16 protein-coding genes are annotated in these 16,009 nt (G+C 62.6%); 9 read left to right on the top strand and 7 right to left on the bottom strand.

The genetic code is table 11. The features are described 5' to 3' along the window. Positions 1 to 52: 52 nt before the first annotated feature. Positions 53 to 763 (top strand): 7-cyano-7-deazaguanine synthase QueC, encoded by a 711-nt coding sequence (gene queC, locus LK542_RS19095; protein WP_227802828.1) that lies wholly within the window; start codon positions 53 to 55, stop codon positions 761 to 763. A gap of 4 nt (positions 764 to 767) precedes the next feature. Here queC and LK542_RS19090 read toward each other — a convergent pair whose 3' ends face one another. Then, the gene (locus tag LK542_RS19090) at positions 768 to 1,289 is read right to left on the bottom strand and encodes a hypothetical protein (RefSeq protein WP_227813168.1); all 522 of its coding nucleotides are present in this window, start codon (positions 1,287 to 1,289) and stop codon (positions 768 to 770) included. Between the two features lie 154 nt (positions 1,290 to 1,443). Between LK542_RS19090 and LK542_RS19085 the strand changes: the two genes are divergently transcribed. Together LK542_RS19085 and LK542_RS19080 are read left to right on the top strand one after the other, a co-directional pair. After that, positions 1,444 to 1,905, top strand: coding sequence for a hypothetical protein (locus tag LK542_RS19085; RefSeq protein ID WP_227813167.1), 462 nt, complete (start codon positions 1,444 to 1,446; stop codon positions 1,903 to 1,905). Positions 1,906 to 1,910: 5 nt separating this feature from the next. After that, complete coding sequence (locus LK542_RS19080) at positions 1,911 to 2,195, top strand: hypothetical protein (protein ID WP_227813166.1); 285 nt, start codon at positions 1,911 to 1,913, stop codon at positions 2,193 to 2,195. A gap of 5 nt (positions 2,196 to 2,200) precedes the next feature. On the opposite strand, the gene LK542_RS19075 is transcribed toward LK542_RS19080, so the two are convergent. Next, positions 2,201 to 2,599 (bottom strand): RidA family protein, encoded by a 399-nt coding sequence (locus LK542_RS19075; RefSeq protein WP_227813165.1) that lies wholly within the window; start codon positions 2,597 to 2,599, stop codon positions 2,201 to 2,203. 115 nt (positions 2,600 to 2,714) lie between these two features. On the opposite strand from LK542_RS19075, the gene LK542_RS19070 reads away from it, so the two are divergent. After that, a complete protein-coding gene (locus tag LK542_RS19070; protein ID WP_227813164.1) occupies positions 2,715 to 3,632 on the top strand; it encodes a LysR substrate-binding domain-containing protein in 918 nt (305 codons plus the stop codon). 181 nt (positions 3,633 to 3,813) lie between these two features. Here LK542_RS19070 and LK542_RS19065 read toward each other — a convergent pair whose 3' ends face one another. Continuing rightward, positions 3,814 to 4,806 carry a restriction endonuclease gene (locus tag LK542_RS19065; RefSeq protein ID WP_227813163.1) on the bottom strand — a complete coding sequence of 331 codons (993 nt, stop codon included), beginning with the start codon at positions 4,804 to 4,806 and terminating at the stop codon, positions 3,814 to 3,816. Positions 4,807 to 5,167: 361 nt separating this feature from the next. Here LK542_RS19065 and LK542_RS19060 point away from each other — a divergent pair, with 361 nt between their 5' ends. Then, on the top strand, positions 5,168 to 6,145 hold the full coding sequence (locus tag LK542_RS19060) for a hypothetical protein (protein WP_227813162.1): 978 nt from the start codon (positions 5,168 to 5,170) through the stop codon (positions 6,143 to 6,145). Positions 6,146 to 6,358: 213 nt separating this feature from the next. Here the strand turns inward: LK542_RS19060 and LK542_RS19055 are convergent, their stop codons facing one another. Both LK542_RS19055 and LK542_RS19050 read right to left on the bottom strand, forming a co-directional pair. Beyond that, positions 6,359 to 9,001: a bifunctional diguanylate cyclase/phosphodiesterase gene (locus LK542_RS19055; RefSeq protein WP_227813161.1), complete on the bottom strand. Its 2,643-nt coding sequence runs from the start codon at positions 8,999 to 9,001 to the stop codon at positions 6,359 to 6,361. Between the two features lie 111 nt (positions 9,002 to 9,112). Further along, positions 9,113 to 9,490, bottom strand: coding sequence for a hypothetical protein (locus LK542_RS19050; RefSeq protein WP_227802835.1), 378 nt, complete (start codon positions 9,488 to 9,490; stop codon positions 9,113 to 9,115). Positions 9,491 to 9,752: 262 nt separating this feature from the next. Between LK542_RS19050 and LK542_RS19045 the strand changes: the two genes are divergently transcribed. The 3 genes from LK542_RS19045 to LK542_RS19035 all read left to right on the top strand — a co-directional run bounded on the left by LK542_RS19045 (position 9,753) and on the right by LK542_RS19035 (position 12,619). After that, positions 9,753 to 9,983, top strand: a complete 231-nt coding sequence (locus tag LK542_RS19045) for a hypothetical protein (protein ID WP_227802836.1) — start codon at positions 9,753 to 9,755, stop codon at positions 9,981 to 9,983. A 90-nt stretch (positions 9,984 to 10,073) separates the two neighbouring features. Beyond that, a complete protein-coding gene (locus LK542_RS19040; protein ID WP_227813160.1) occupies positions 10,074 to 10,577 on the top strand; it encodes a hypothetical protein in 504 nt (167 codons plus the stop codon). A 104-nt stretch (positions 10,578 to 10,681) separates the two neighbouring features. Then, complete coding sequence (locus LK542_RS19035; RefSeq protein WP_227813159.1) at positions 10,682 to 12,619, top strand: GAF domain-containing sensor histidine kinase; 1,938 nt, start codon at positions 10,682 to 10,684, stop codon at positions 12,617 to 12,619. A 127-nt stretch (positions 12,620 to 12,746) separates the two neighbouring features. Here the strand turns inward: LK542_RS19035 and LK542_RS19030 are convergent, their stop codons facing one another. Both LK542_RS19030 and LK542_RS19025 read right to left on the bottom strand, forming a co-directional pair. Beyond that, positions 12,747 to 14,258, bottom strand: a complete 1,512-nt coding sequence (locus LK542_RS19030) for an HD domain-containing phosphohydrolase (protein WP_227813158.1) — start codon at positions 14,256 to 14,258, stop codon at positions 12,747 to 12,749. 193 nt (positions 14,259 to 14,451) lie between these two features. Continuing rightward, complete coding sequence (locus tag LK542_RS19025) at positions 14,452 to 15,192, bottom strand: DNA-formamidopyrimidine glycosylase family protein (protein ID WP_227813157.1); 741 nt, start codon at positions 15,190 to 15,192, stop codon at positions 14,452 to 14,454. A 160-nt stretch (positions 15,193 to 15,352) separates the two neighbouring features. Here LK542_RS19025 and LK542_RS19020 point away from each other — a divergent pair, with 160 nt between their 5' ends. Continuing rightward, positions 15,353 to 15,841, top strand: coding sequence for a DUF3016 domain-containing protein (locus LK542_RS19020; RefSeq protein ID WP_227813156.1), 489 nt, complete (start codon positions 15,353 to 15,355; stop codon positions 15,839 to 15,841). Positions 15,842 to 16,009: the final 168 nt, after the last annotated feature.

The following is a 16,009-nucleotide window of genomic DNA, read 5'->3' as shown; positions in this document are numbered from 1 at the left end:
TAGCCTTGTTTTATGCCAGAATTCGCCGTTTCTTCCCTAACGACTTCCGATCATGCAAACGAATGACACCGCGCTCGTCCTCTTCAGCGGCGGCCAGGATTCCACCACTTGCCTCGCGTGGGCGCTGCAGCGCTATGCGCGCGTGGAGACGATCGGCTTCGACTACGGCCAGCGCCATGCCATCGAACTGGAGGTGCGCCCGACGCTGCTGGCAAAGATGCGCGCCCTGAACCCGGAGTGGGATGCGCGCCTGGGCGAGGACCACATGATTGACCTCGGCCTGATCTCGAAGATCTCGGATACGGCCCTGACCAGCAACGTGGCCATCGCGATGCAGGAAAACGGCTTGCCGAATACTTTTGTACCGGGACGTAACCTGCTGTTCATGACGGTGGCCGCCACCGTGGCCTACCGCCGCGGCCTGAACGTGCTGGTGGGCGGCATGTGCGAGACCGATTTCTCCGGCTACCCGGACTGCCGCGACGACACCATGAAGGCGCTGCAGGTGGCGCTGAACCTCGGCATGGCGACGCGCCTGAAGGTCGAGACGCCGCTGATGTGGATCGATAAGTCCCAGACCTGGCAGCTGGCCGAGGATTGCGGCGGCGCGGCGCTGGTGGACCTGATCCGCTTCGACACCCACACCTGCTACCTGGGCGAACGCGGCGCCGCCCATCCTTGGGGCCACGGCTGCGGCACTTGCCCGGCCTGCGCGCTGCGGGCGCGTGGCTACGAGCAGTACGTGGCGAACAAGGGCACCTGAAACTTTACTGGGCGGTGCGCAGGAAGTCCGCTTCCTGCTGGCCGTCCATCAGGCCGACCGGGGCGTGGGGCAGGAGGCTGGTCCTGAGGATCTTGCCGTCCTTGGCGTAGACGAGGAAATACTCGCCGGCGCCATGGTCGCCAGGGTTGCTGTCCCGAATGTCGCTGGGTCCGCAGCCGATCACGACCCTGGTCTGGCTGGTGACGAATTCGAGCGGCTGCTCGTCCTTGTACGTTCCCTTGATCTGCTGGATGTTGCGGAAGCGGGCCTGGTTCACGTGCACGATGTTGGGAAAGCGCGCCTCGGGCTCGCGCGTTTCCACGCGAAACGTCAGTTTGCCCAGGTAGCCGATAAAGACCTGGTCGGCCTCGTCCATCAGCGCGCGCACGTCCTTCTTCATCGTTTCCAGCCCTTCCTTGCGCTTCTGGGCGACCTGTTCGGGCGACAGGACGGCGCAGGCCATGGCCGGGGCCGCGGCAGTGAAGACAAAAAGGGATAGCAGCAGGGAACGTGCGAAGCATTTCATGACGTGGCACCTTGAACCTTTGGGGTAGCTCCCATGATGCCAAAGAAAGCCTGCTGAAAGTGCGCCAATCCTCACCTTCCTGAATATGCGGGATGTATTGCCGTGTGGATATTTACGTTCTAAACTGCCTCGGATCTTGGCGATAAAGGCGGGCATGAGCAATGTGAGTACGGGCGAGCCGGACGGTCAATGGAAGGGCTGGATCAAGTGGCTGCGTTTGCTCGGCGTTCTGGTCGCCGGCATCTGGCTGCAGAAACTGTGGAACCAGGACATCGTCGTCCTGCTCATGATGACCGTCGTCCTTGTCGTCATGCTCGCGCGCTTGCGGCTGACCGAACAGCGCCTGGACCTGCTCATCGACCGTCATCCCGTCCAGCTGAACTTGTACACCGACCCGTCCCGGCGCGTCTGGCACGAGTCGCGAAGCGACGGGGTCCTTGAAAGTTGCCGCATAACAGATCCCTATTTCCAGGGATGGCTCGACCACACACTCACCCTGCGTGGCAGGCCTTACCGGCTGCGTATCTTCGTCAAGACCTATGGCTGCGGCTACATGGTGTCGAACTACGAACGCGGATTCGAGATGCGTGTGCTGCGTAACACCTGTGTCTGGTGAGCGCGATGTCGGTCCTGCTCGCTCTCTGCGCCGCGGTGCTGCTGCTCGACGCCTGGGCCGCATGGAAGTTGTTCAGATCACCGTTCTACGACGCCGGCCAGCGCGGGATCCAGCTGGCGCTGGTCCTGCTGCTTCCCGTCGCCGGCGCCTGGGTGGTGCTGTACATGGCGCGCAAGGACCTGCCCCCGGTCAGGTCGCATCCCGTCGACCATGTCCAGGATCTCGGCTTCGGCAGCAACGACCTGCGCGAGGATGACCGCGCCAGTGATGATCTATCGCCGGATGACTAAGGGCGTCAGGCCGTGGCCGGCAGCTTCGCCACCACCTTGATCTCGAACTGGAAGCCGTACAGCCAGGTCACGCCGACCGCCGTCACGTTGGGGTAGGGCGCCTCGCCCCAGTATTCCTGCGCCACGCTCCAGATGCGTTCGAACTTCGACTCGGGATCGACAATGAAGACCGTCACGTCGACCACGTCGGCGAAACTGCAGTCGGCCGCCGCCAGCACTGCATTCAGGTTCTCGAAGGCGCGCCGCACTTGCGTATCCAGCTCGGGCTCGGGCGAGCCATCCTCCCGGCTGCCGACCTGGCCGGACACGAACAGGAAGCCGCCGGAGCGCACGGCTGGCGAATAGCGGTTCTTTTCATACAGGGCCTGGCGGCCCGCGGGAAACACGACGTCACGAACTTGCATGCTCAACTCCTTGGTGGTGAATGCCGCTACTCTAGCGCGGCGCTTTGTTGCGATAAACAGGAGAATCGTTACAGCACTATTTGTATAATCCGGATAATTCAGGAGGGAGCAGATAGTGGACAGGTTCGACGGTATGCGGGCGTTCGTGCGGGTGGTGGAGGCGGGCAGTTTCACCAGGGCGGCCGAGACCCTGGGCATGAGCCGCACCAGCATCACCCAGCTGGTGCAGCAGCTGGAAGCCCATCTGCGCCTGCGGCTGCTCAACCGCACCACGCGCAAGGTCAGCGTGACGGTCGACGGCGCCGCCTATTACGAGCGCGTGGTGCGCCTGCTGGCCGATCTCGACGATATCGAGAACAACCTGCCTGGTTCCTCGCCGGCGCCGCGCGGCCTGCTGCGCGTGGACGTGCCCAGCCCCTTTGCCAACATGATCCTGGTGCCGGCCCTGCCTGATTTCCACGCACGCTATCCGGACATCGCGTTCGACCTGGGCGCGAGCGACCGCAAGGTCGACCTGATCGGGGATCGGGTCGACTGCGTCGTACGCGGCGGCGAGATTACGGACGGCTCCCTGGTGGCACGCCATGTCGGCGACCTGCAATTGGGCGTGTATGCGGCGCCTGCCTACCTGGCGCAGGCCGGCTTGCCTGTGCATCCGCTGGAGCTGCAGGACCCGCGCCACCGCATCGTGCGCTACCGCTGGACCAACGGGCTGCCCTATGCCATGCATCGGGAAGGGGAGAGCGTCAAGATCGCGGGCCGCTCGATCCTGACGATCGACGACGGCAATGCCTACCTGACGGCGGGCCTGTCCGGCCTGGGCGCGCTCTGGCTGCCGGACTACATGGCGCGCGACCACGTCGCCAGCGGCGCCCTGGTGCGCCTGTTCGCGGATTGGGAGATCGACCCGATGCCGCTCTACGTGGCCTATGCGCCGAACCGTTACCTGAGCAAGGGGCTGCGCGTGTTCATCGACTGGGTGATTGAGCTGATGGCCGTTCACGCACCGCGCGAGAAGGCTTGGAATCCCTGATAAGTCACCTCTGCCATTACAGCGGCAAAGCGGTACACTTTGTTATTTGCACGTCAGCTATCGGCCAAAAGCGGACGTTGGACAACCTCATTTATCGAACTTGGGATACGAACAGCCCGGTTAAATTTGCTGCATTTCTAACCGGCGCCCAGAGCAGGAGGTGCTGCATCATTACCTCGTTTTAGGAAAGTACCTGAAGATAGGGATTCTTTTCAATAATGGCTGCGCGTGACTTCTTCTTGAGGAATTCGATCAAGTCATCTTGGCGCTGCAGCAGCATGACAATTTCGTGCAAGGAGCAGAGAACCATCGTCTTCTGCGTGAGTGCAGTCGCGCATTCCTTGACCACCGGCTCTGTGAAACCCGCCGACGAGATAAAGATTCCGCGTGCGTCTGCCCTTAAGAACAGGCGACTAAGATGAGGGAAGAATTCGTTTGTGCCAACAGGCGAGTTGAGCCATTTCATTTCAACAATGTAGATGGCGCCGTCAATTTCAATTACCCCGTCGAGTTGCTCAACAACAACCGCTGTGTCGAGAGCTCTACGCCGGAAGTCCTCCATGACATGGATGCCATAAGCGCGAAACAGATCATTAAGAACCCCCTCAAGTAACTTCCCCCGTTCCTGGGGGTTATCGTTCATACCAAATAGCGCTGCCAGTCTCGATGCCACCCCTTCGATCCTCGCCCGTTTCTCCAATACTGATGCTCGCTCAGCAAGTCTGCCCGCCTGAAGCTGTTCTCGCTCAGCATCACGTTCCTGCTTCATTCGAGTAAAAGAGTCTTTTTTGTTGACTGCTTCTCGGATAGCAGCAACAAGCCCGCGCGCCTTCAGTTGGTCTTCAGGCCAGCAAAGCGAGAAATCTTCGAATTCGACGATACGCTTAATAATCTCTCGGCGAGCGAAAATCCCACTATCACCACGTTCGTTGACCTTCTTTAGAACATTGCGGGCGATCTCAAATTTGCTAATTGCATCCGGCGTTGTTCGAACTATGCGTTCAACCTCCGCAAGGTCAGCTTCGTCAACGCCGGCGCCTCGCAGGAACAGCGCCACCCCCTTTTTTGCTTTATTTAACTTTGCTAGAGCATCGACCAAAAGATCAAAAAGGTCCGGTGGATAATGATACGCGTCTGCCATTGACCAAAGCCCTTCTTCCTTGTTCGCATGCACTAATGGGGACTCCCAGCTGTTGTTCTTTGCCGGTAGCGTCTGGTCAATACAATAGCACAGGAGCACATCGGCTTGAACGTCAGCAGTGGCCGCTTTGAGTCGGGAACTGCCTATCGTGATAGTTGGAGAGTATTCCTCGATGGCAACCTGCTATCGTGCGCCTAAAGGCCTAGATCGGCCAGAAAAGCACCTCTGATGAGGCGGGACATTCATATTGGCAAGGTGAGCGGGTTGTTTCCGCTTGTGCCACGCAATCATTTGAGACTAAGAGAAAAAGTGAGCGCTGCAAGGATCGAAAGCACAGCCTCGCCGGATACTTTTGCGTCAAATAGGACGTCCACTAATCATTAGATCCAAATTCATGGACCTTGTAGATACACTAAGAAAAAAGATTGTCGTCCTAGAAGAAGGGGACTATATCCCCGGATTGAAGGCGGTTCTGTTGCACATTGAGACAGCTTTTCGCCATCTTTCTCGCGGGCAGGAAAGTGATGACGACACAGCGTTTACTGACGCTATCTATCGAACGAATCAAGCGTTCGAGGGCAGTGTCAAGGAGGCATACCGTGTACTCGCCGGCCAAGACCCTGCGAAGAAGCGCCCGTACGACATCGAGAACTACCTCGAACAGAACAACATATTTCGTAGTCGAGTTTTAAGTCAACTGACGATATATCGTACAGAGTGGCGGAACCCGTCGGCCCACGATTACAAGCTTGATTTCGACGAAAGTGAGGCCTTCCTCGCGATAGTTTCTGTTTCCGCTTTTGCGTGCCTGCTTCTCGATCAGATTGCTGAGCGCCTGGCCTATACACGGTCACAAGCTGAGGCAGAGGCGCAAAAGGCCCAACTAGCAGCTAGCTTGGCCCGATCAATGAATGCTGACCTCTTGGCACGCGTGACGGATCTGCTGACGCAGTTCTGTGCGATTCACATGCCCCCTGCCGCTGCGTCGTCCAATAAAGTGACGGAATCGCAATTAATTGGGGCGCTCCACGGGTTCCTCGCTTCTGCTGCGCCAGAACTAAACGTCCAGACCGATGCACTTTTGGATGCAGGGAGGCACTTCCGGGCTGACCTATTAGTTACTCGCGGCGGGGATCGGCTCATCATCGAGCTTAAACGGCGGCTCATGCGACAAAATTATGCGAATGCTGTCACTCAAGTGGAACACTACCTGCTCATCAGTGGAGTCAAGAGCGCCGTTCTACTATTCTTGCCAGATGCTCCAGGTGAAATGGAGCAACTTGATTCAACGGTTAATGGCATAGATGCTCGGCTTGTCATCTTGTCGCCGACCGGATCTAACCCGTCGGTCAAATGCCGGCCTCAATCCTAACTCTGTCAGACGCCGAGTAACTTGTACGGTTCATTGTGAAGTGTTGTCCGTCATGCGAAACGCCCGGACGACCAATGGAACGTCCGGAATGGGTTGTAAGCCGACAGAAAACTACAATCTCGGGGGGCATGGAGGACCGGTGCCCTATCCCAAGCACGTCGCCTGGAAGATGTTTGATTTCTTTGAGTTGCGTGGAAAGCTTGCCCAGCGCTCTTAACCACGCCCAGCAAACAGCGCCGGCACTGCGTCTGCTTCCCTCGGTTCGCTGAACAGGAACCCCTGGTACTCGTCGCATTCCATCTCGCGCAGCACGGCCAGCTGGCTTTCCGTCTCGACGCCCTCGGCTACCACCTTCAGCTTCAGGCCGCGCGCCAGGTTGACGATCGAGAGCGCGATGGCGGCGCTGTCCTCGTCGCGGCCGAGGTCGCGCACGAACGCCCTGTCCACTTTCAGGCGCGACACCGGGAAGCGCTTCAGGTAAGCCAGGCTGGAATAACCCGTGCCGAAATCGTCGATCGCGAGATCCACCCCGAGCGCGCGGATCTCGTGCAACAGCCGGTCCACCTCCTTTTCGCGGCTCATCAGGGCGGTCTCGGTGATCTCGAGTTCCAGGGAGCCTGGCGGGACCCGGTACTGCGCCAGGCAGCGCCGCACCGTCTCCAGCAGGGACTTCTGGTACAGCTGGCGCGGCGACAGGTTGACCGCCACCTTCACCGGCCGGCCCAGCTGCCCGGCCCACTCTCCCATCTGGCGGCAGGCCTGTTCCAGCACCCAGGCGCCGATCGGGATGATCAACCCGGTGCGCTCGGCGATCGGGATGAACTGCGTCGGCGACACCGCGCCCAGTTGCGGGCTGTTCCAGCGCAGCAGGGCTTCGAAGCCGACCACCTGCCCGCCAAACACCGTGACCTTGGGCTGGTACACCAGGCGCATCTCGCCGCGTTCGAGCGCCCGGCGCAACTGGGCTTCGAGCGTCAGGCGCTGACCGAGCTCGGTGTGGCGGCTGGCCGAAAAGAAGTGCACCGCGTCCTCGACTTCGATCCCGGCGCCGCTGGCCGCGCCCTGGGCGCTGCGATATAGTTCGTCCGCATTGCGCCCATCGTGCGGGAACAGGGCCACGCCCAGTACGGGGCCGAGGAAGAAGTCGTGCCCGTCCACCGGCAGCGGGGCGGACATCAGCGCGTGCAGCTGCAGGGCGAAGCGCTCCACGTCCGGGCGCCCGCCGCCGGCGTCGAGCACGAACGCGAATTCGGCGCCGCGGATGCGCGCCGCCACCGCGCCGTCGCCCGCGGCGCCGCGCAGCAGGTCTGCCACCTGGCGCAGTGCGCGGTCGCCGGCATCGTGGCCGAGCAGGTCGACGATCTCGTGCAGGCGTTCGAGCACCAGCGCGACCGCCGCCAGTTCGCGCCCGCCGCCGGCGCAGGCAGCGATGCGTGCTTCCAGCAGGCGCCAGAACTGGGCCTGGTTGGGCAGGCCGGTAATGGCGTCGAACTCGGCCAGCCAGGCCAGGCGCGCCTCGGCGCGCTCGCGCTCGGTGATATCGGTCAGCACGTTGACCAGGTGGGCCTGGCCGTCCTCTCCCGCCAGGCGCGAAGTGAGCTGGATCACGGTGCGGCTCTCGCCGCTGCCGTCCCGCATGGTGCCGGTCGCATCCAGGGTGCCGCCGTGCGCCAGCACTGCCTCGTAGCGGCGCTCGCGTTCCTCGGCGCCGGGCAGCACGGCGCGCTCGTCCAGCCCGGGCAGGCTCTCGCGCGCTCGCCCGACCAGGCGCGCGAAGGCCTCGTTGGCCAGCACGATGCGGCGCGCGCCGTCCAGCACCCAGATCGGCGCGCCGACCGCATTCACGATCGACGCCAGGTAGTCGAAGCTCTTGCCCAGGCGCGCCTCGCTGGCGGACACCATGTCGATCAGCCCGAACTGGCGGCGGGTGTCGCGCGCCACGCGCCAGGCCAGCAGCGACAGCACCGCCGCCAGCAGCAGATAAAAGGCGAGCGCGGTCCACAGGCGCCCGTACCAGCCGGCCAGCGCCACGTGGCGCGCCATGCCGGTGATGATCACCAGATCGGCGCCTTCCACCGTGTCGTAACCGTACAGGCCGGGAACGCCGTTGATCGGGCTGATCGCCGTAAAGCTGCCGCGGGCAGCGCGCGGCAGCTGCTCGCGGAACAGGGGTGTGTCGGCAAAGGAGCGGCCGATCCCATCCGGGAATGCCGGGCCGCGCACCAGCATGGTGCCGTCGCGGTGCAGCAGGGTGACCGAGCCGCCGGTGCCGAGTTCGACCAGGTTGTACAGGCGTTCGAAGCCTTGCGAGTCCACCTGCGCCACCAGGGTGCCGATGCGGCGGCCGTCGCGTTCGCGCGCCGGCATGATGAAATTCAGGATGCCGTGGCCGCTGGCGCGGTCGATGTTCGAGATGGTGATGTGGCGCCGCGCGTCCGGCGCGGGCGCTGCGGGCAGGGGCGGCAGGGCGCGGTGTTCGCCGGCCGGCAGCAGGCTGCCCAACTGGCGCCCGGCGTTTTCGAACAGCAGCACGCGCAACAGGTAACGGTGGGTCAGGCCGTCGCGCCCGTCGGCCAGGCCCGGGACCGGCCCGCCGTCGCGCCGCAGCAGGATGTGGGCGGACTGGCGGGCGGCGCTGTCGATCGCCTGCACCACGCTCGCGGTCTGGGCGGCAAACGCGATCGCCACGTTGCGCAGCGTAATCTGTTCCTCGCGCAGCGCGTCCCGGTAGCTGTCGTACAGCATAGCGCCGGTGACCATGCCGAGCGCCGCGATCAGTCCCGCCGTGACGATTACCAGCCGCGACAGCGGAGTCGGCCGGATGCTGCGCACGGTGGGTTGGGACGGGACTTGCATGCTGCGGAGCCTGCCGGGAATGGTCGTGTGCCGATTTTACCTGTTGCGCATGGCCACACATGTGAAAACGGCCGGGGAAGTCCCGGCCGTTCTGGAAGAAGTGTTGCGGGATCAGGCGGCAGGCGCAGCGACGCGGCTCTTGCGGCTGCGGGCCACCAGGTACCAGATGATCGCGACCGGCACCAGCAGGGGCAGCAGCAGCGGCGAGATCGCCAGGGCGACGGCGACGGCCGCCACGCCCAGGGTGCCGAGCAGGATCACGCCGACGCCGGCGAACACCACGGCCAGCACCACGCTCACGACCAGCACCACGACACCCGCGATGATCACGCCGCCGCCTGCGAACAGCAGTCCCAGCACGGCGCCCAGCGGGCCGCCGACTTCCTCGCCGTCGATGCTGAAGTTCATGAAGTCCGAGCTGTCGACAGCCAGGTCCCACAGCAGCAGGGCAATCAGGAACAGGATGACGATCTTGGCAAAGTTTTTCATGGCAGGCCTCTCTTCTAGGGGGTGTGTTGTGCGCGTTTCGTTGCGCGCATTTGTTTCGGTATGGTTGAACTGTAAGCGCAGGCCGCCAGACAAGCCATCGCTTTGCGACAGACTGCATGTTTGGCGCGCCGGGCCGCGTGCAGATGCGATAAGTGGCATTCCGCAACCTGCAACCAGGAGGCAACAAAGGTGGTCGATTTGCCCTTGCATTGGGCATATCCTTTCCTATACTGACAGCCTGTTCTGAAAGCAGGGGGATCCTATGCACGCTGTCAACCAACCATTGGGGGACCACCTGGCCGTTCTGCATCCTGCATTGGCCAACAGCGGCCCCAAAGGCCCGCCCTCGGCGCCGCCGACCATTCCGCCGATCATCATCAATCCCTTCAACCGGGAGGCGCCGCCTCCTGCCGTCGACCCGCGCCCGACTCCGGTACGCCCACCCGTGCGCCCGCCGCGCGGCCCGGATTGGCGCTGTCCGCGCTACGCCTGAAAAAACCTCGCGCGCCCGTGCCGAATCGGGCTTCTTGATGCGGCCGGTTTCCTCTATGATCTCTGCTTTGAGGCATAAGGAAACACGACCATGAACGAGCACGACGAACACGAGCACGACGGCGCCGAGGATGCTCCCGTCCAGGAAGCCCGCCTGTGGCAGGGCAACGGCTGGACCGCGCGCGTGATCAAGAACGAAGACGACGAAGGCTGGGCCGTCGCCATGTACAAGGACGGCGAGCCGGAACCGGCCCTGGTCGGTCCCTGGACCATGGGCCGCGACAAGAAAAACCCGAAGCCGCTCGACGTCAACGCCTTCAATACCCTGATCAAGACGGCTTCGGAAGTGATCCGCCGCCATGAGCAGCACCTGCACGCCATCCTGCACAAGAACACGACCGTGTCGACCGAGAATGGCGAACTGAAGGTGACGCTCGACGTCGTGCCGGACGACGACGAACCCTACGCGATCCTGGCCGCGACCGACGAGATGGGCGAGCAGGTGGCCAAGGTGCGGGTGTCGGCCAGTTTCAAGCTGACCCCGGCCTCGGCCTATGCCTGGATCGAGAACGATTTCCGCGCCCCGCGTGGGTAAATGCAGGGTGAGAACGTGACGCCACAGCCTGCAAGATAAGGCTTCGGCCGCCACGGATGAGCTGTTAATATTTCCCCTATGCATTTAATTACTTTGGGGAAGTAATGGATCGTCTGGCAAGGCTGGAAGCGGTGCAGTCGATGCTGCTCGAAATCGGGCAGCTCTCGACCACCTGCAGCGACATCACCGAATTCATCGGCGCGGTGCACCGCGCCCTGGGCCGCATCATGTATGCGGCCAACTTTTATGTGGCCCTGTCGGACCAGGAAGACGGTTCGGTGCGTTTCGTCTACTTCGTCGACGAGGAAGACGAGACGCCGGGCGCCGCCACCCGCATTACGCTGGGTGCGCCGGAAGAATCGCCCACTGCCTGGGTACTGGTGAACCGCCAGAGGCTGATGATCACCGCCGACGATTTCCACGCGCGCGAGCGCGAAGGCATGAAGTGGGGCCAGGGCAGCGCCGCCGAGCACTGGATGGGCGTGCCCCTGCTCGACCAGCACCACCAGGCCCTGGGCGCGATGGTCATCCAGAGCTATACGAAGGGTGTGACCTACAGCGAGGAAGACCAGGCGCTGTTCACGCAGATCGCCCACCACGTGTCGTTCGCCCTGCAAGGCCTGCAGAGCATGGACCGGCTGGAGCGCGCGGTACAGGAACGCACCGCGGCGCTGGCAGTGGAAGTCAACGAGCGCCGCCGCGCCGAACAGGTGCAGCACGCGCTGTACCAGATCGCCAGCCTGTCGGCCCAGGCCCTGGACACCGAGGCGCTGACCACCAGCCTGCACCGCATCATCGGCGAACTGATGGTGGCCAGGAACTTCCTGATCGCCCTCTACCATCCCGAGACGCAGGAAATCAGCATTCCGTATTTCGTGGACGAGAAGGACGCCGAGGTGCCGGTCAAGCGCTTCCCGCTGGGGCAGGGCATGTGTTCCTATGTCTTGACCAGCAAGCAGGCCCAGCTCCACGACGCCACCAGCTTCCGCCACCTGGCCGCCAACGGCCTGGTCAAGCAGCAGATCGGCAACCAGGAAATCGCCAGCTGGATGGGCGCGCCGATGCTGGTGCACGAGCAGCCCTACGGCGTGCTGGTGGTGCAGAGCTACGATCCGGCGGTGGTCTACACCAAGGCCGACCTCGACCTGCTGGCCTTCATGGCCAGCCACGTGGCGGTGGCGATCGCACGCATGCAGGCCGACCGCAAGATCCGCAAGACCAAGGAAACGCTGGAAGCGCAGAACGCGGCGCTGAACGAAGCCCTGCACCAGCTGCAGGAAGCGCAATCGGAACTGGTGCGCCAGGAGAAGCTGGCGTCGCTGGGCGGCCTAGTGGCGGGCGTGGCCCACGAGATCAACACCCCGTTGGGCATCTGCGTGACCGCGACCAGCCACTTGGTGCAGGAATTGAAACTCACGCGTGAGGAGCTGGCGGCGGGCGAGATGACCGAGGACAGCCTGAACTCCTTCCTCGACATCGTCGACCAGTCGCTGCGCATCATGACCACCAACACCCAGCGTGCGGCCAGCCTGGTGCGCAGCTTCAAGCAGGTGGCGGTGGACCAGTCATCCGGCGACATCCGCAACTTCAATCTGTGCAGCTACCTGAACGAAGTGCTGCTGTCGCTGCAGCCGAAGTTCAAGGGCCGCAAGGTGAAGGTCGAAGTGGACTGCCCGAAGGACCTGGCGCTGGACAGCTCGCCGGGCGCGGTGTCGCAGATCGTCACCAACATGATCATGAATTCGCTCCTGCACGGCTTCGAGCGCGAGCAGGCGGGCAGCATCACGATCCGCGCCCGGCTGGAGGGCGAGCAGGTGGTGTTCGACTACGCGGACAATGGCGTGGGGATGGACCGGGAGACGCTGGGCAAGCTGTTCGATCCGTTCTTTACCACCAAGCGCGGCACCGGCGGCAGCGGGCTGGGAGCGCACATCCTGCACAACCTGGTGACGGGGGCGTTAAGTGGGACGGTGAAGGCGGAGAGCGAGCCGGGGAAGGGCTTGCAGTATCAGCTGCGGTTCCCGCGGTCGCTCAAGAAGTAGGGTGGGCGGGTTTTCCCGCCCACGCGGTCAGCTGACACGAGAGCTGCCGATGCAACTGCTCAACCGATAACTATCGCCGCGTGGGCGGCGAAGCCGCCCACCCTACGGTACAGATGACGCAGGCGTATCAGTCGGAGTCCGGCCAGGCCTCGTTGATCTCCAGCGCCTTGTCCATATTCTTGATGAGCAGATCCACGTAATACGGATCCAGGTGATGCCCCGCCACCTCGCGCAGGTGGGCGGTGACCTGCTCGGCCGGCCAGGCGTCCTTGTAGCAGCGCTTGTGGCTCAGGGCGTCGAACACGTCGGCCACCGCCACGATGCGGGCGTAGGGGTGGATGTTCTCGCCTTTCAAGCCCTGCGGATAGCCGGTGCCGTCGAACTTCTCGTGGTGCTGGTGGGCGATCACGGCGGCGGCCTTCAGGATCGGGCGCTGGGAGCCGTCGAGGATCTGCAGGCCCACGGTCGGGTGCTGCTTCATGATTTCCCACTCTTCCTCGGTCAGGCGTCCCGGCTTGAGCAGCACCGCGTCCGGCGTGGCGATCTTGCCCACGTCGTGCATCGGCGCTGCGTGCATCAGGGTCGCGACCTCGTCTTCCGGCATGCCGGAGGCCTGGGCCAGCAGGTGGCAGACCTGGGCCATGCGGCGCACGTGGTTGCCGGCTTCGTTGGAACGCGATTCCACCACGTCGCCCAGGCGCAGGATCAGTTCCGCCTGGGTGTCCGTGATTTCCTGGGTCAGCAGGATGTTGTCGAAGGCGATCGCCACGCCCGAACAGAACACTTCGAGCAGCTGGGCGTCGATCTCCGCGATCTCTTCCACGCCTTTCAGCACCAGCAGCGAAGCCTTGCCGCTGCTGTTCGGGAAGTAGCCGACATAGGTGTCGCCGTGCAGGCGCGAGATGCGGTTGTGGCGGGCGTCGTCGAGCTGGGCCACCAGTTCCGGGCCGATCTCGTGGCCTTCGATCTCGCCGATCTGGGCCAGCACTTCGTACTGGCTTTCACCCGTGATCACGCTCGCGCCCTTCAGGCGCAGCAGCATGCTCTGCTCCAGGCGCAGCAGCGCCACCACCTGCTGCAGCAGGCCGTTGGCGAAGTCTTTCAGGTTCCGCTGCTGGAAGATGTGGGTGGAGGCTGCGATCACGCGCTCCAGGCCTTCGCGGTAGGTCTGCTGCGCGCGGCGCGCTTCCTCGACCTTCATGATGTCGCGGTAGGCGCGCAGCGCGGCGAAGGTGGTGGTGAACAGCTTGGTGCGATCGAGCTCGGTCTTTTCCTTGTAATCGTTGATGTCGTAGTCGACGATCACGCGTTCTTCCGGCGCCTGGCCCGGCTGGCCGGTGCGCAGCACGATGCGGGTGAACTGGTTGTCCAGGTCCTGGCGCATCCAGCGCGCCACTTCCAGGCCGCTGTCCTCGCTTTCCATCACCACGTCCAGGAACACCAGCGCGATGTCCTTCTCGCGCGCCAATACCTGCTTGGCTTCTTCGCCGCTGTAGGCGTGCACGAAGCTCAGCGCACGGCCGTCGAGGCGGAAACGGGACAGGGTCAGCTTGGTGATGTCATGGATATCCGGCTCGTCGTCGACCAGCAAGACTTTCCATGGAGCCAGCTTGGGCGCCGCGTTGGAGAGGAAGGACATAGGGGTACCGTTACCGTGGGTTGATTAGTCGCACAATCAAGCGGCAGAAATCGAGCAAAAAGTAGCCGCAAGTCAAATCGATTGTAGTACGACCATCATGCCTTAACAACAGGCAACATTAAAAGTGTTGGTTAACGATGTCACAGAGCCGCAAGCTATGTGAGATAGATAAGGAAAACGGAGGCAAACGCACTCAAATGTAGCGTTTCTGGCAGTTTTCGCAGTAAAAGCTGCGGCGGTTGCTATAGCCTAGGTGCGCCTTCTTGAAGGGAATGTCGCAGCGCGGGCAGATGCGCTTTGCATGGGCCAGCCAGTGCTGCTTGAGCACGTACTGCCGTTTCCATTCCAGGAAATCGAAGCTGTATTGACGCGCTTCGTCGACCAGCGCGCGCAGCTTGGGAGCGGGCAGGGCGCCCACGGTCGAAAGCGGATGCACGCGGATGCGGAACAGCACTTCGTTCTTGATGATGTTGCCGACCCCGGAAAAGATGTCCTGGTCGAGCAGGGCGTCGCAGGCCAGCATCTCGGGATTGGCGCGCAGCTTCTTGCGCGCCTTTTTCGGATCCCAGGCGTCCGACATGACGTCGGCGCTGAAATCGTAGGCTTCATAGGTAGCGCGGTCGATTTCCTTGACCTGGCAGGCGTACAGGTTGAGCACATCGCCGTTCGCGGTCTCGAGCGACAGGCGCGGCGTCTTTCCTTCGCGCCCTTCGTTGATGCGGTAGGTGCCGAACAGCAGGAAGTGCACCCGCACCACCATCTCCTCGGTGTCGATCAGCAGGTGCTTGCCCCAGGTGTGGATCGCATCGATGCGCTGGCCGACCAGGCGCGCCGGATCGATGGCGCGGACGTTGCCGTCGGCGCGGACGATTTCCTGGCCCGTGAAGTCGGTAACCAGTTCCTTCAAGATATATAGCGATGGTCCTTCGGGCACGATGCGACCTCCTCCTTGCCATTGTCGGCTGAGCCGGCGAAAACCGGTGTGCGGGGCCTAACATTTGGATACAAAACTTCGACAAAGGAGCACTGGAAAGACGGCGCAAAGGGCGTATATTCGGAACATGAACCAGTACGAAACGACGAAAGGGAAAGCAATGAAATCGGTGATTGGCAAGGTGGCCCTTGCAGGCCTGCTCGCGCTGGGTGCCGGCGCCGCCTCGGCGGGCGTGACCGTCAATTATGTGGATTCCGACAAGTTCTCGGACCTGCCGTTCGCGCCGTGGGAACGCAAGGAAGTGCTGGACGACCTGGCGGCCTTCTTCGCCGAAATCGGCAAGCAGCTGCCGCCGGGGCAGGACCTGACGGTGGAGGTAACCGACATCGACCTGGCGGGCCGTGAATATCCGGGCACCCGCAGCGGCCGCGACCTGCGCGTGCTGAAGGGCGGCGCCGACTGGCCGATCATGAACCTGCGCTACACCCTGACCAGCAATGGCCAGGTGATCTCCAGCGGCCAGGAAAGGCTGACGGACATGAACTACATGAACCGCATCAACCGCCTGACCGACGGCGACCGCCTGCGCTACGAGAAGCGCATGGTCGAGGATTGGTTCAACAAGGCCATCCTGCACAAGAAGTCCTGATGCCTCTGCACTTGTTGCACGCGTAAAAAAACGGCGCCGATGTGAACTGACCCCCAAAAGTTGGACACAACTTTTGGGGTTTTTTCATGACCAAGTACAGCGAGCAATTCAAGCTCGCGGTTGTCCAAGACTATCTAGCCGACAGCTCTATTGGGTATCGTGGGATCG

The organism is Massilia sp. IC2-477, assembly GCF_020707265.1.
Taxonomy (GTDB): domain Bacteria; phylum Pseudomonadota; class Gammaproteobacteria; order Burkholderiales; family Burkholderiaceae_D; genus Telluria.
This window is presented reverse-complemented; position numbering and strand designations above follow the sequence as displayed.

Coding starts and splice junctions, on each gene's coding strand:
- queC (WP_227802828.1), top strand. CDS start 53: ATGCAAACGAATGACACCGCGCTCGTCCTCTTCAGCGGCGGCCAGGAT.
- LK542_RS19090 (WP_227813168.1), bottom strand. CDS start 1,289: ATGAAATGCTTCGCACGTTCCCTGCTGCTATCCCTTTTTGTCTTCACT.
- LK542_RS19085 (WP_227813167.1), top strand. CDS start 1,444: ATGAGCAATGTGAGTACGGGCGAGCCGGACGGTCAATGGAAGGGCTGG.
- LK542_RS19080 (WP_227813166.1), top strand. CDS start 1,911: ATGTCGGTCCTGCTCGCTCTCTGCGCCGCGGTGCTGCTGCTCGACGCC.
- LK542_RS19075 (WP_227813165.1), bottom strand. CDS start 2,599: ATGCAAGTTCGTGACGTCGTGTTTCCCGCGGGCCGCCAGGCCCTGTAT.
- LK542_RS19060 (WP_227813162.1), top strand. CDS start 5,168: ATGGACCTTGTAGATACACTAAGAAAAAAGATTGTCGTCCTAGAAGAA.
- LK542_RS19055 (WP_227813161.1), bottom strand. CDS start 9,001: ATGCAAGTCCCGTCCCAACCCACCGTGCGCAGCATCCGGCCGACTCCG.
- LK542_RS19050 (WP_227802835.1), bottom strand. CDS start 9,490: ATGAAAAACTTTGCCAAGATCGTCATCCTGTTCCTGATTGCCCTGCTG.
- LK542_RS19045 (WP_227802836.1), top strand. CDS start 9,753: ATGCACGCTGTCAACCAACCATTGGGGGACCACCTGGCCGTTCTGCAT.
- LK542_RS19040 (WP_227813160.1), top strand. CDS start 10,074: ATGAACGAGCACGACGAACACGAGCACGACGGCGCCGAGGATGCTCCC.
- LK542_RS19035 (WP_227813159.1), top strand. CDS start 10,682: ATGGATCGTCTGGCAAGGCTGGAAGCGGTGCAGTCGATGCTGCTCGAA.
- LK542_RS19030 (WP_227813158.1), bottom strand. CDS start 14,258: ATGTCCTTCCTCTCCAACGCGGCGCCCAAGCTGGCTCCATGGAAAGTC.
- LK542_RS19020 (WP_227813156.1), top strand. CDS start 15,353: ATGAAATCGGTGATTGGCAAGGTGGCCCTTGCAGGCCTGCTCGCGCTG.